This is a genomic window from Streptacidiphilus sp. EB103A (assembly GCF_041261405.1).
Taxonomy (GTDB): Bacteria; Actinomycetota; Actinomycetes; order Streptomycetales; family Streptomycetaceae; genus Streptacidiphilus.
Window position 1 is genome coordinate 133,539 of sequence record NZ_JBGCAQ010000005.1, and the last position, 13,708, is coordinate 147,246.

12 protein-coding genes are annotated in these 13,708 nt (G+C 71.6%); 4 read left to right on the forward strand and 8 right to left on the reverse strand.

Going from position 1 to position 13,708, the window contains the following annotated elements; genetic code table 11:
• The first annotated feature begins 64 nt into the window (after positions 1–64).
• Complete coding sequence (locus ABH941_RS09755) at positions 65–475, forward strand: Fur family transcriptional regulator (RefSeq protein ID WP_370128264.1); 411 nt, start codon at positions 65–67, stop codon at positions 473–475.
• 149 nt (positions 476–624) lie between these two features.
• On the opposite strand, the gene ABH941_RS09760 is transcribed toward ABH941_RS09755, so the two are convergent.
• Together ABH941_RS09760 and ABH941_RS09765 are read right to left on the reverse strand one after the other, a co-directional pair.
• Complete coding sequence (locus tag ABH941_RS09760) at positions 625–1,794, reverse strand: arabinogalactan endo-beta-1,4-galactanase (RefSeq protein ID WP_370128265.1); 1,170 nt, start codon at positions 1,792–1,794, stop codon at positions 625–627.
• Positions 1,795–2,061: 267 nt separating this feature from the next.
• Positions 2,062–2,793: a polysaccharide lyase family 7 protein gene (locus tag ABH941_RS09765; RefSeq protein WP_370128687.1), complete on the reverse strand. Its 732-nt coding sequence runs from the start codon at positions 2,791–2,793 to the stop codon at positions 2,062–2,064.
• A gap of 340 nt (positions 2,794–3,133) precedes the next feature.
• On the opposite strand from ABH941_RS09765, the gene ABH941_RS09770 reads away from it, so the two are divergent.
• Positions 3,134–4,051 (forward strand): ATP-binding cassette domain-containing protein, encoded by a 918-nt coding sequence (locus ABH941_RS09770; RefSeq protein ID WP_370128266.1) that lies wholly within the window; start codon positions 3,134–3,136, stop codon positions 4,049–4,051.
• A complete protein-coding gene (locus tag ABH941_RS09775) occupies positions 4,048–5,643 on the forward strand; it encodes an ABC transporter permease (RefSeq protein WP_370128267.1) in 1,596 nt (531 codons plus the stop codon). The genes ABH941_RS09770 and ABH941_RS09775 overlap by 4 nt, the downstream gene beginning before the upstream one ends.
• Positions 5,644–5,685: 42 nt before the next feature.
• Here ABH941_RS09775 and ABH941_RS09780 read toward each other — a convergent pair whose 3' ends face one another.
• From ABH941_RS09780 to ABH941_RS09805, 6 genes are all read right to left on the reverse strand, one after another.
• On the reverse strand, positions 5,686–6,666 hold the full coding sequence (locus tag ABH941_RS09780; RefSeq protein WP_370128269.1) for a 2Fe-2S iron-sulfur cluster-binding protein: 981 nt from the start codon (positions 6,664–6,666) through the stop codon (positions 5,686–5,688).
• Positions 6,663–6,842: a hypothetical protein gene (locus tag ABH941_RS09785; RefSeq protein WP_370128271.1), complete on the reverse strand. Its 180-nt coding sequence runs from the start codon at positions 6,840–6,842 to the stop codon at positions 6,663–6,665. Before ABH941_RS09785 ends, ABH941_RS09780 begins: the two co-directional genes overlap by 4 nt.
• Positions 6,839–7,858 (reverse strand): Rieske 2Fe-2S domain-containing protein, encoded by a 1,020-nt coding sequence (locus ABH941_RS09790; RefSeq protein ID WP_370128272.1) that lies wholly within the window; start codon positions 7,856–7,858, stop codon positions 6,839–6,841. Before ABH941_RS09790 ends, ABH941_RS09785 begins: the two co-directional genes overlap by 4 nt.
• A 129-nt stretch (positions 7,859–7,987) precedes the next feature.
• The gene (locus ABH941_RS09795) at positions 7,988–8,755 is read right to left on the reverse strand and encodes an IclR family transcriptional regulator (RefSeq protein WP_370128273.1); all 768 of its coding nucleotides are present in this window, start codon (positions 8,753–8,755) and stop codon (positions 7,988–7,990) included.
• 10 nt (positions 8,756–8,765) lie between these two features.
• A complete protein-coding gene (locus ABH941_RS09800; RefSeq protein ID WP_370128274.1) occupies positions 8,766–10,436 on the reverse strand; it encodes an FAD-binding dehydrogenase in 1,671 nt (556 codons plus the stop codon).
• A gap of 108 nt (positions 10,437–10,544) precedes the next feature.
• Complete coding sequence (locus ABH941_RS09805; RefSeq protein WP_370128275.1) at positions 10,545–11,351, reverse strand: metallophosphoesterase; 807 nt, start codon at positions 11,349–11,351, stop codon at positions 10,545–10,547.
• 249 nt (positions 11,352–11,600) lie between these two features.
• Here ABH941_RS09805 and ABH941_RS09810 point away from each other — a divergent pair, with 249 nt between their 5' ends.
• Positions 11,601–13,547 carry a phosphatase PAP2 family protein gene (locus ABH941_RS09810; RefSeq protein WP_370128276.1) on the forward strand — a complete coding sequence of 649 codons (1,947 nt, stop codon included), beginning with the start codon at positions 11,601–11,603 and terminating at the stop codon, positions 13,545–13,547.
• Positions 13,548–13,708: the final 161 nt, after the last annotated feature.

Genomic DNA, 13,708 nt, shown 5'->3' on the forward strand with positions numbered 1-13,708 from the left:
TCGGAACCCGGACATCCATTGGTAAACTACGTGCGTCCCGTCGAACCCGAATAGGTGAACCGATATGAGTGACCTGCTGGAGCGACTGCGAGGGCGCGGCTGGAGGATGACCTCCCAGCGGCGTGTCGTTGCGGAGGTCCTCGACGGCGACCATGTGCATCTCACGGCTGACGAGGTGCACGCCCGAGCCGTGCGGCGGCTGCCGGAGATATCCCGCGCGACCGTCTACAACACCCTGCGCGAGCTGGTCTCGCTCCACGAGGTGATAGAGGTCACCACGGACGGCCGCGCCAAGCGCTACGACCCCAACGCCCACCACCCGCACCAGCACCTGGTCTGCTCCCACTGCGGCACCATCCGCGATGTCCACCCGACCGGCGACCCGCTGGCCGCCCTCCCGGCGGAGCAGCGTTTCGGCTTCACCATGTCCGAGGTCGAGGTCACCTACCGCGGACTGTGCCCGTCCTGCGCGTAGCCCGCTCCGCAGTGGAACTGTCCCTGATCAAGCGTGCCCGCGTCAGGCGACACGCCGCAGCGCAGGAAGGCGGCTGCCGACAGTGTGTCGACAGCCGCCGTGACAGCTCGTTCAGCTCGTTCAGTTCGTACCGCTCAAGCTCCTGCCGTTCAGTTCCCGCGGTCGCCGCGGAAGGCGCGCAGCATGGGCAGGGCGCGGTTGTCGTAGTCGAACGCCGCCTGGTTCTCCCAGGCGTTGCCCGAGGTGGGGTCGGTCTCGTCCCAGCCGTTGCCGGGGACGGCGGTCCAGGTGCCCTCCCAGTAGAAGTAGCCGAGCCCGCGCCCGCCGGGGACGGCCGCGACGGTGTCGGCGAGGGTGCGTACCCAGGCCTCCTGGCCGGACGGGGTCGCCGGGAAGCCCGCCACCAGCTGGTCGGCGGAGTCGATCATGTTGGCGAGGGCGTCCTTGCTGTCCAGCCGGAACGGGTAGCCGGTCTCGGCGACCAGCACGTCCTTGTCGTAGCGGGCCGAGACATCGGCGAGGTTGGCCGCCAGACCGGTCAACGGGCCGTGCCAGTACGGGTAGTAGGAGGCCCCGATGACGTCGAAGGGGATCTCGTAGGACACGGCGTTGTCGAACCACCAGCGGTACAGGCCGTTGTCGCCGCCGTTGGCCAGGTGCAGCACGATCCGGGTGCGCGGCGAGACGGCGCGGGCCGCTGCGATGCCGGACTTGAGCAGTGCGGCCAGCTGCTCCCAGTGGTTCCAGTCGCCGTCCGGCCAGAGCAGCCCGCCGTTCAGCTCGTTGCCGATCTGGGCCAGGGCCGCCGGGGTGCCCTGCGCGGCCAGAGATCCGAGGACGTCGGCGGTGTGGTCGTAGACCGCCTGCTTCAGACCGTCGAGGTCGTAGCCCGCCCAGGCCGCGGGCTTGAACTGCTTGCTGGGGTCGGCCCAGGTGTCGGAGTAGTGGAAGTCGACCATCAGCCGCACCCCGGCGGCGTGCAGGCGCCGGGCTATCGGCAGGATCCGGCGCTTGGTGTTGTAGCCGTCGGCCGGGTTGACCCAGACCTTCAGCCGGGCGTGGGTCAGTCCGGCCTCGGCGAGGATCCGAATCGCGTCACCGCGCCGGCCGTCCGGGTAGCGGTACACGCCGCCCAGCGCCTCGCTCTTGGCGAGGGAGGAGATGTCCATACCGCGAATGCGCAGCCCGCTGCCGTCCGCCGCGTCTGATCCGGTGCCCGCGGCGCGGGTCGCCGCCAGCGCCGCGTCCGGAAACGCCAGCGGAAGCGTGGTCGCGGCGGCGGCAGCCGCCACCGCCTTGATCATGGTGCGTCGTTGCACGTGGGGTCCTTTCATCGCTGTGGGGCTGCGCGGGACCGCGTGGCACCTTGATGGTTTTTCCAACAAGGAGCGACAGATCCAAACGGAAGCTTGGGGCTGCCGAGCGCCGAGGTCAAGAGCGGAGCGTGACCGAATTCGGCACAGTTGTGCACAGTCCGTGCACACCCCCGTGCACAGCCTCCTCAGCGATCCGCCCGGCCCGGCGTCGTGCGCCGGGCCGGGCGGGGCTGTGACGATGCGTGCTGCTGATCAGCTGCGGACTGCTGCTCAGCTGTGGGAGACGGTCAGGCCGTAGAAGGCCACGCGCGCTCCGTTGGTGGTGCTGTTCGAGGAGGACTGGTTGTAGGAGCCGGCCTTGAAGTACTGCTTGTAGACGTCGAAGGACGAGGGGATGGCGTAGTGGGTGGTGGTGCCGTTGACCGTCAGGTTGATGGTGTTGCCGCCGGAGACGCCGAGGACGTAGCTCCAGGTCTTGCCGATCGCGACAGTGCCGACGGTGTGCGTGGTCTGGCCGCCCGAGGGCGAGTTCTCCGTGCCGACCACGATGCTGCCGTTGTTGTAGTAGTAGAGCTCCACCAGCGGTTTGGTGGACGAGCCGCCCGAGCCGAGGTGGATCTGTCCCACGCAGACGTGCGACGTCACGGACACCACGCGCAGCGTCGCGCTCAGCTTGTGGGTGCCGCTGAGCGCCCAGTCCGCGGGGCTGCCGTTGGAGTTCATCTCGCGCAGCTCGGAGCGGGCGTAGTTGGAGTTGGGGGTGGTCACGCCCTTCTCCGGGGCCCAGAAGGTCATCGCGCCGTCGCGGGTGTCGGTGTAGAAGTACGAGTCCTGGAAGCCGTTGGCCCCCTGGAGCTCGGAGGACGGGATGGTGGTGGGCGAGCCGGGGGAGCCGACGGGCTCCTGCAGCTCCCAGACCGACAGGTTGAAGTTTCCGCCGGGCGCGACCGTGGGGGAGGCGGCGCTGGCGCTGGTGCCCAGCAGGCTGACGGTGCCGGCCATGCCGACGGCGGTGACCGTGGCGAGGAGCTTGGAGCGGGTTTTCACGTGGGGGTTCCTTCCGCTGCCTGGACCATGTTCAGGTACATGAACTAGGTCTAGTCCAATGGTGCGTCAGTCTGGATAGTACGGATGCTTCGCCCGGTCAACAATCCCTTCAGCGAGAGGAGTTCATTACCGCAGGTGGAATGGACAGTTCGCGAGGTCGTGGAGTTGACGCAGGCACTGTCGCGTCCGACCTGGCCGGGTGTGGCTGGGCGATTCGGCCGACTTTGACAATTCAGGGATGTGAACACGGCAGCGTCCCGAAAGGCCGGACGGGCGGGCCGTGTAGCTTCGAGCCATGACAACGTCGATCTCCGTGTCCGGGCTGGTCAAGACCTTCGGTCGGACCCGCGCGCTGGACGGCCTGGAGCTGAGCGTCGCCACGGGTGAGGTGCACGGGTTCCTCGGCCCCAACGGCGCCGGCAAGTCCACCACCATCCGGGCGCTCCTCGGTCTGATCCGGGTCGACTCCGGCACGATGCGGATGCTGGACGGGGACCCCCCCTGGCGCGACTCGGTCGCGCTGCACCGCCGACTCGCCTATGTGCCGGGCGATGTGACGCTGTGGCGGAACCTCACCGGCGGCGAGGTGATCGACCTACTCGGACGGCTGCGCGGCGGCCTGGACGCCGGTCGGCGGGCCGCGCTGCTGGAGCGGTTCGAGCTCGATCCGACCAAGAAGGGCAACGCCTACTCCAAGGGCAACCGTCAGAAGGTGGCCCTGGTAGCCGCGTTCGCCTCGGACGCCGAGCTGCTGATCCTGGACGAGCCCACCTCGGGTCTCGACCCGCTGATGGAGGAGGTCTTCCGCGGCTGCGTCGCCGAGGAGCGGGACCGGGGCCGCACCGTGCTGCTGTCCAGTCACATCCTTTCCGAGGTAGAGGCGTTGTGCGACCGGGTGAGCATCATCCGGGCCGGCCGCACCGTGGAGAGCGGCTCGCTCACCGAGCTGCGCCACCTCACCCGTACTTCGATCGAGGCCCAACTCGCCTCCGCTCCAGAAGGGTTGGACCGGCTGCCCGGACTGCACGACCTCGACCTCAAGGTCTTCCCCGGAGCCGGCGCCCAACTGCGCTGCCAGGTGGACACCGACCGGCTCGACGGCCTGCTGCGGGTCCTCTCCATCGCGGGGGTCCGCACGTTGACGAGCCGTCCGCCCACGCTGGAGGAGCTCTTCCTGCGCCACTACGAGCAGCCGGACGGGGTGCGGTCATGACCGCCGGGCTCGGCGAGCTGCTGCGGCTGGCCCTGCGCCGGGACCGGATCATGCTGCCGGTCTGGATCTACGCGATGATCGGCTCGGTGGCCAGCACCCTGGTCTCGATCCGCCACCTCTACCCGGACGCCGCCTCCCGCGACCGGCTCGCACAGAGCATCAACGGCAACCCGTCGCTGCGCGCGCTGTACGGGCCGGTCCACGACGCCCACAGCATCGGCGCGTTGACGGCCTGGCGGATCCTGCCCTTCGGCGGGTTGATGATGGGTCTGCTGTGCGTCCTGCTGATCACCCGTCACACCCGCGCCGAGGAGGAGGCAGGGAGGATGGAGCTGGTCGGCGCGGGTGCGGTCGGCCGGGCCGCGCCGCTGGCCGCCGCCCTCGGCACGGCGCTGACCGCCTGCGTCGCCGTCGCGTTGGTCGTGCCGCTGCTGATGATCGCCTTCGGCCAGGACGCTGCGGGCTCCTTCGCCTTCGGCGTGGCCTACGCCGGGGTCGGCCTGGTCTTCGCCGGTGCCGCGGCCCTCGCGGCGCAGGTCACCGGCACCGCCCGGGCGGCCAACGGGATCGGTGGGGCGCTGCTGGGCCTGGCCTATCTGCTCCGCGCCTGCGGTGACGCGTCCGGCGGCAGCGGTCCCGAATGGCTGGTCTGGCTCTCCCCGCTGGGCTGGGCGGAACGGGTCCGCCCCTACGGCGAGAACGCCTGGTGGCTGCCGGCGCTGATGCTCGCGGCAGCCCTGGTGCAGATCGCGGGTGCGTATGTGCTGGCCAGCCACCGCGACCTGGGCAGCGGACTGCTTCCGCAGCGCCCCGGGCCGCCGGCCGGGGCTCCCTCGCTGCGCAGCGCCTACGCCCTCGGCCTGCGGCTGCAGCGCGGCAGCCTCTACGGCTGGACCGCCGCGTTCCTGGCCTCCGGGCTGGTCTTCGGCGGCATCAGCCAGGGCATCAGGCAACTCCTGGACGGCAGCAGCTCGACGCGGCAGCTGCTGGAGCGGATGGGCGGCACCCATGGAGCCGTCGACTCCTACCTCTCCACCATGATCAGCACCTTCGGCATGGTCGCCGCCGTCTACGCGGTGCAGACCGTGCTCCGGCTGCGCGGTGAGGAGACCGGGGGTCGGGCCGAGCCGGTGCTGGCCACCGGCGTGGCCCGGCTCACCTGGGCGTGGAGCCATCTGGTCTACCCACTGCTGGGCTCGGCCGTCCTGCTGCTGGCGGCGGGCCTCGGCCTGGGCCTGGGCACCGGCGCGGTGCTGGGCGATCCGGGCGGCTGGACCTGGCGGCTGCTCGGCGGCGCTCTGGTGCAGCTGCCGGCGGTGTGGGTGTTCGCCGGGGTGGCCGTCGCGCTGTTCGGACTGCGGCCGCGATGGACCGCCGCTGCCTGGGGCGTCCTCGGCGTCCTGCTGTTCATCGCCTACCTGGGGCCGCTGCTGAACGCCGGTCAGTGGTTCCTGGACCTGACGCCGTTCACCCATGTGCCGCGGCTGCCCGGCGGCACGGTGACGCTGCAGCCGCTGTTCTGGCTGACGCTGGTCACCGTGGTGCTCGGCGGCGCGGGCCTGGTCGGTCTGCGCCGCCGGGACCTGGGCTGAGCCGGACAGCCCGGGGCAGAGGTCGCAGGGGTCTCAGAGGTCTCAGAGGTCAAGGACCAGGCGGTCGCCCCGGCAGCGGGAGACGCAGATCATCATGGTCTCGTTCGCGGCCCGCTCCTCGGCGCTGAGCACCGAGTCGCGGTGGTCCGCCTCGCCCTCGACGATGTCGGTCTCGCAGGTTCCGCAGGTGCCCTCGGTACAGGAGTAGAGCACCTGCACACCTGCGTCGAGGACGGTCTGCAGCACGGTGGCGTCCGGCGCCACGGTCAGGGTCAACCCCGATTCCAGCAGCACGAGTTCGAAGGAGTCCGAGACCGCGTCCGGGTCCGCGGCCCGGGCGGTGAACCGCTCCGTGCGCAGACTGCCCGCGGGCCGGTCGCCGCAGCGCTCCTCGACGGCGTCGAGCAGGGGGCCCGGGCCGCAGCAGTAGACCGGGATGTCCGCAGGGGTCGCGGCGAGCACCCGGTCCAGGTCCAGCAACCCGGTCTCGTCCTGCGGCGCGACGGTGACCCGGCCCCGGCCGGCGTCCAGCGCCGCCAGCCGGTCCAGGAAGGCCATCGAGCCGCGGGTGCGGCCCCCGTACAGCAGGGTCCACTCGGCGCCGGCGGCCTCGGCGGCGGCCAGCATCGGCAGGATCGGGGTGATCCCGATGCCGCCCGCGATGAACAGGTAGCGGTCGGCCGGGCGCAGCGCGAAGTGGTTGCGCGGGCCGCGGACCCGGATGCTGCTGCCCTCGGCCAGGGCCGTGTGGACGTGCGCGGAGCCGCCGCGGCCGACGCCGTCGGGTTCGCGCAGCACGGCGACCTGCCAGCGGTCAAGGTCCGACGGGTCGCCGCACAGCGAGTACTGGCGGGTGCGGTCGCCGTCGAGGAGCAGGTCGATGTGCGCCCCGGGCTCCCAGCCCGGGAGTTCGCCCCCGTCCGGATGACGGAGTGTCAGGGAGACGACCCCGTCCGCCTCCTGGGTGCGGCGGTCGACGGTGAGTTCGGCCTGGTATTCGGCGGTGGTGCTCTGGGTGCTCATCGGCGGCTGTCCTCGTGCTGGTGTTCGTGGGTGAGCATCCAGCTCCACATCTCCACCGGGTCGTCGTCGGTGTGCTCGGCCCCGCAGTGGCAGGCGCCGTGCAGCAGGTCGGTTCCGGGCAGCCAGCGGACGCGGTAGACCTCGCCGCTCGGCCCCTGGACGCCGCTGGTCGTCACTGCTTCAGCTCCGCCAGCCGGGCCAGGATGCGGCGGGCGGCCAGGCCGCCGGTGTCGATGTTGATGCTGAGCTCCTGGTACCCGGCCGGCTCGGTGGCCAGCGCGCGCTGGAGCAGGTTGAGGGCGTCCACGTCCTGCATCACCACGGTGTGGTTGAAGTCGTGCAGGAAGGTGGTGACTTCGGCGTCGTCCCGGGCGAAGTCGCGGGAGACGGCCCAGAAGTCGTAGACGCTGCCCTCGGTGGAGGGCGTGATGGCGTAGGTGATCTCGGTGTGGAAGGCGGGGCTGTCGGTGCCCACCGGGGTGATCCGGCTGTGCAGCAGGTAGAGGCAGGGGGCCAGGTACTCGATGTCCTGGTGCCGGGTGATCCGGCCCTCGATCCCGGTGGACCGGGCGTAGAAGGGCGGGCACGCGGCGTCCTCCATGTGCCGCGACACCCGGACGATCGCGCCGGCCTCGTCGACCTCGGTGGTGATCGGCGTCTCGGCGACCTCGGGGGTGCCGATGTAGCCGCCGTGCAGATAGGTCTCGTGCGAGAGGTCCAGCAGGTTGTCGACCAGCAGCCCGTAGTCGGCGTCGATGGGCTCCATCCCGCTGACCGAGCTCCAGTTCTCGCTGTCGGCGAGGTGAGGGGCCCGGGGGACAGCGGCACTGTCGGCGAGCGCGGGGTCGCCGATCCAGACCCAGACGAAGGAGTCCTGCTCGACCACGGGGTACGAGCTCACCCTGGCGGTACGGGGTATCCGCTTCTGGCCGGGGACGTAGACGCAGGTGCCGGTGGTGTCGTAGGTGAAGCCGTGGTAGCCGCAGACGACCTTGTCGCCGTCGAGCCGGCTCGCCGAGAGCGGGAAGCGGCGGTGCACGCAGCGGTCGGCCAGAGCCACCACCCGCTGCTCCTCGTCCTCGGTGCGGTAGAAGGCGATGGGCTCGCCGAGGATGGTGCGGGCGAGCAGTTCACGGCCGACCTCGCGGCCGTAGGCGGCGACGTACCACTGGTTGCGGGCGAATGCGGTCACGATGGATTCCCTCGACGTTGGGGGACCACTGCACGGAGCGGCTGAGGAACACCATCGACGCGCCCGCCCCACCCCGGCAAGCCTCCTTCCGTCAGGCGGAAGACGACCTGGGAGAGGTGGCCGGCGCACTCACCGGGGCTGCCAGCCCAGGGCTCTGGAGATGCCGCGCGCGGCCACCCGGACGGCGGGGCCGAGCTGCCGGGGCTGGGCGTCCTCGGCATGGACCACGACGGACACGGCGGCCACCAGCTCACCGCCCGCCCCGAGCACCGGAGCGGCCACCGAGACCGCGTCGTCGGTGATCTGACGGTCGCTCACCGCGTAGCCGGTGCGCCTGGCCTCGGCCAGCAGCCGGCGCAGCCGGGCTGGATCGGTCACCGTGTACGGGGTGAAGGAGGCCAGCTGACGGTCCATCACCTGCTCCTGCAGGTCGACGTCCGCGTGGGCGAGCAGGGCGAGGCCCACGCCGGTCGCGTGCAGCGGCCAGCGCGCCCCCACCTGGCTGCGCACCCCGACGGCGGAGCGTCCGGAGATCCGCTCGATGTAGACCACGTCGAAGCCGTCGCGCACCGCCAGGTGCACGTTCTCGTGGGTGGCCTCGTAGAGGTCCTCCAGGTAGGGCATCGCGGTCTGCCGGAGCACCACCCCGCGCGGGGCGAGGGCCGCGGTCTCCCACAGCCGCAGCCCGATCCGGTAGACCCCGGCGTCGTCGCGCTCCAGTGCGCCCCAGCGGGTGAGCGCGCCGACCAGCCGGTGGGCGGTGGTGAGCTGCAGTCCGGCCCGGCGGGCGATCGCGGTCAGCGAGAGTGCCTGGTTGTCCTGGTCGAAGGCGCCGAGCACGTCCAGCAGCCGGTCGGCGGCCGAGCGGGAGCCGGGCACGGACTGTCCTGAGCTCATCCGCGGTCCGTCACAGCCGGTCCGCCGCGTCGCGTCCGGCGGCGCGTCCGGAGAACAGGCAGCCGCCCAGGAAGGTGCCTTCCAGGGCGTTGTAGCCGTGCACCCCGCCGCCGCCGAAGCCGGCCACCTCGCCGGCCGCGTACAGCCCGCCGATGGGCGCGCCGTCCGCGCCCAGCGCCCGGGACTGCAGGTCGGTCTGGATGCCGCCGAGCGTCTTGCGGGTGAGGATGTGCAGCTTGACGCCGATCAGCGGTCCGGCGGCGGGGTCCAGGATCCGGTGCGGGGAGGCGGTGCGGCCGATCCGGTCGCCGAGGTAGCGGCGGGAGTTGCGGATGCCCTGGACCTGCGAGTCCTTGCTGTAGGGGTTGGCGATCTGCAGGTCCCTGGCCTCGATCTGGGCGCGGACGGCGTCGGCCCGCAGCAGCGGCTCGTCGGTCAGCGCGTTCATCCTCGCCACCAGCTCCTCCAGAGTGTCGGCGACGACGAAGTCCGCGCCGTGCTGCTTGAACGCCTCGACCGGAGCCGGGGCGCCCTTGCCGAGCAGCCGGGCGCGCAGGAACGCGCGGCGGTCCTTGCTGGTGATGTCGGGGTTCTGCTCGGAGCCCGACAGCGCGAACTCCTTCTCGATGATCTTCTGGCTGAGGATGAACCAGGAGTGGTCGAACCGGGCGATGTCCGCTGTGGTGCGCAGATGGCGCAGCGTACCGAGGGTGTCGTAGCCGGGCAGGCACGGGTCCGGCAGCCGCCGGCCCAGCGCGTCGAACCACATCGACGAGGGGCCAGGGAGGATGCGGATGCCGTGGCCGGCCCAGATCGGGTCCCAGTTCTGCACGCCCTCGGTGTAGTGCCACATGCGGTCCCGGTTGACCAGCCGCACCCCGGCCTCGGCGCTGATGTCGAGCATCCGCCCGTCGACATGGGCGGGCACGCCGGTGACCATACTGGCCGGCGGGGTGCCCATCCGCTCCGGCCAGTAGCGGCGGACGATGTCGTGGTTGCCGCCGATCCCGCCGCTGGTGACGATGACTGCCTGCGCGTTCAGCTCGAACTCGCCGACCGCGTCCCGGTTGGAGGCGACGCCGCGGGCCGAGTCGTCCTGCGCGAGCAGCGTGCCGCGCACCCCGGTGGCCTGGCCGTCGGCGACCAGGAGCTCGTCGACCCGGTGGCGGTGGTGGAAGGTCAGCAGGCCGTCCGCGGCGGCTCGCTGCGCCGAGGCGACGAACGGCTCGACCACCCCGGTGCCGGTGCCCCAGGCGACGTGGAAGCGGGGGACGGAGTTGCCGTGCCCGTCCGCGCGCAGATCGCCGCGCTCGGCCCAGCCGACGGTCGGCAGGAAGCTGATGCCGTGGCCGGTCAGCCAGGAGCGCTTCTCCCCGGCGGCGAACTCGACGTAGGCGCGGGCCCAGCGGGCGGCCCAGGAGTCCTCGTCGTCCAGCCGGTCGAACCCGGCGCTGCCCTGCCAGTCGTTCCAGGCCAGCTCCAGCGAGTCCTTGACGCCGAGGCGGCGCTGCTCGGGGGAGTCGACCAGGAACAGCCCGCCGAAGGACCAGAACGCCTGGCCGCCGAGGTTGGCGGCGTTCTCCTGGTCCAGCAGGGCGACCCGCTTGCCCCGGCTGGTCAGCTCGTGTGCGGCCACGAGTCCGGCCAGTCCGGCTCCGACGACGATGACGTCAGCGTCCATGGGGATCGATTCCTTCTGTGCGGGCGGGGGTGGGGGCGCGCAGGGCAGGGGGGTAGTCTCCACACCCGCGCGCCCCTCCTGCAACCCGAGCCCTGCTCAGCGAGTGTTTCAGTCGGAGAAAACCTTGGACTCGGCGTCCTCGACGATCTCCGCGAAGCCGGGCGGACGCGTCAGCAGGGCGGCGATGCGCTCCGCGGCGGGGTCGCCGGAACGGTGGGCGCGGTCGACGGCGGCGGTGACGTCGTAGCGCGTGGTCCTGAGCTCGACGTCGGGGCCGAGCAGCGCCCAGTACGCGGTGCCGGGATCGCCGTCGTGGAAGGGCAGCCCCACGCTGCCCGGGTTGACGCTGCGCCGGCCCGCCACGCTCCGGTCGAACTGCAGGTGGGTGTGGCCGGTGACCAGGGTCCGCGCGTCGACGCCGGCGGCCAGGTCGGCGAAGCGCCCGGCGGGCGTTCCCGGCGTGACCAGCTCGCGGTCGCTGCGCGGGGAGCCATGGCAGAAGAACACCGGGCCCAGCACCTCCAGCTCCACGACGGCGCTGAACGGGAGCCCGGCCAGGAAGGCGACGGCCTCGGCCGAGTGCTGTGCGGGGATCCAGGACGCCCTCGGGCTGTCTGGAGTACGGCTCCCGGCGGACACCTCGGCCGTGCAGCGGTCAGCGTTGCCGCGCACGCAGACGGCGCGGTCGCCCAGCGCGGCGATCCGCTCGAACGTCTGCTGCGGCTCCGGACCCCAGGTCAGATCCCCGCAGAACAGGACGAGGTCGGCTCCCGCGACGTCCGGTTCGGCGAGCACGGCGTCGAGGGCAGGGATGTTGCCGTGCACGTCGGACAGTACGGCGACGCTGGCGACCGGGCCGTGGCGGCGCGGCGGACCTTCCCAACTCGCCGGTCCGTAAAGGGTGATGTCGTGCACGGGGCCTCCATTCGGTGTCGCTCCACGACCCTACGTCGAGCGATTGTGAGCTACCCTCAGGTTTGCCGCGCACAGGGTGCGGACAGGGATTGTTAGCGTTCACATGCCTGCGTGTTCATATGCCCCACCCGATACGTACCACCGTTCTTCATGCGGCTGCCCGAGACTCCGAGCGACCAGAACGGCGAGCGACCAGAAACGGCGAACGCGCTCGCTCCTACCCTCCTGTGCGACCCTCACCCGGCGGAGATGGACTTGAAGACCCAGATCGACGTGAACCGGCGCGGATTCATCCGTAACGCGACCGGTGCATCGCTAGGCCTGTTCGCGGCCCCGACCGCGTTGAGCTGGCTGGCGGTCCCGCAGAAGGCGGAAGCGGCGGTCACGCCGGTCAAGGCGCTCGCCTTTGTCGACACCTACACCACCAACACCAGCGCCGACCTCACCGTGGCCGGCAACGCCGCGGTCCGCGCACTGTCCGGGATGGACCGGCTGTGGAAGACCGGTACGGCCTGGAACACCGGAACGCCGCTGGCGGCCGACATCCTGCGTGCCAATATGCGCTACTGCGCCGAGGTCACCGCGGCGCGGACCGACGCCGAGGCGCGCGAGGCCTTCATCTACGACCGGCAGGACCAGAGTTACGCGTCGATCGGCGGCCTCGGCCCGCTCGCCGACCTCTACCGCACCGGCGCCAAGGCTGTCACCTCGATCACCTCCGCGCCCGACGGCACCCCGGCCACGACGATCAGCGACTCCGTCCCGGCCGGCGCTCCCGCCGGGTCCGCCACCGGCGCCGGTTCCACCAGTTCGGACCTCGGCCTGGTGGTCACCCTGGTGAACACCCTGCGCGGCAACTACGCCTCGGGCAACCCCAGCAAGAACTCCTACCTGTACCCGCGCCCGTGGCGGATGACCGAGGACAGCACGGTCGTCGACACCGGCAGCACCGACAGCCTGGGCTACCCGGTCTACACGTCGGACGTGGTGGTGGCGCCGCAGCTGCTGCGGCAGCGCAGCACCACCCCGGCCACCGACAGCGGCTTCCCCAGCGGCCACACCAACGCCTTCTACCTGGCCTCGCTCGCCCTCGCCTACGCGGTCCCCGAGCGCTTCCAGGAACTGGTGGCGAGTGCCTCCAAGCTCGCCAACACCCGTATCACCGCGGGTATGCACTCTCCGGTCGACGTCATCGGCGGCCGTACCCTGGCAACCGCGCTGGCCGCGGCCACGCTGGCCGACCCCGCCAACGCCGCCCTCAAGGCCGCGGCCCGGGCCCAGGCCGCGGCGTACTTCCAGACGCAGACCGGCAGCACCGCCGACACCCTCTACGCCTTCGCCCACTCCGCCGGCGTCGACACCGACCCCTACGCCGACCGCGAGGCCAACGAAGACGCGGTCACCCGCCGGCTCACCTACATCCTGCCGCGCCACGGCCGCGACATCGCGCTCACCGTGCCCAAGGGCGCGGAGGTGCTGCTGGAGACCCGGCTGCCCTACCTCGACGCCGACCAGCGCCGCGAGGTGCTGCGCAGCACCGCGCTCCGCTCGGGCTACACCCTCCCGGACGCCGACGACCAGTACACCGCCGAGCAGTGGGGACGGCTCGACCTCTTCGCCGCGGCGGACGGCTACGCGGCCTTCGACAGCGACGTGACCGTCACCATGAACGCCGCCGACGGCGGCTTCAGCGCCGCCGACGCCTGGCGCAACGACATCGAGGGCTGCGGCGGCCTCACCAAGCAGGGCACCGGCACACTCACCCTCTCCGGCGTCAACAGCTACACCGGCGGTACCACGGTCGCGGCGGGCGTGCTCACCGCCGCCTCGCACCAGGCGCTCGGCCACGGGGACGTCCGGGTCGGCGGCGGCACGCTGCGGCTGCAGCCGAACCGGGGCGGCGTCAGCGTGCGCGGCAGCGTCGCCCTGGCCGCCGGCACCACCCTGGCGGTGACGCTCCGTCGGGGCGGCCCGGCGGCGCTGGAGGTCTCCGGCCGGGTCGCGCTGGGCGGCGGGGCCGTCCTCGCCATCCACCTCGACGGACCGGTCGCCGGCGACCGCGACATCACACTGCCGGTGATCGACACCCGTTCGCTGCAGGGCCAGTTCGCCTCGATCACCGTGGACGCCGACGGCTACCAGGCCGTCCCGGTCTACACCCACCAGGGCCTGTCGGTCCGGATCACTCGCAACTGACCTTACAGGGAAGCATTGCTGACACTTTGTCAGCAATCCCATTGCCCGCGCAGCGGATGCACCGCCACCATGGCACGGCCACGATGCATCCGCTGCGCCGTCACGCTCCAACCGGCGTCACGCACCATCCCGCTTCAACCCTCACCCTCTCACCCTCGTTC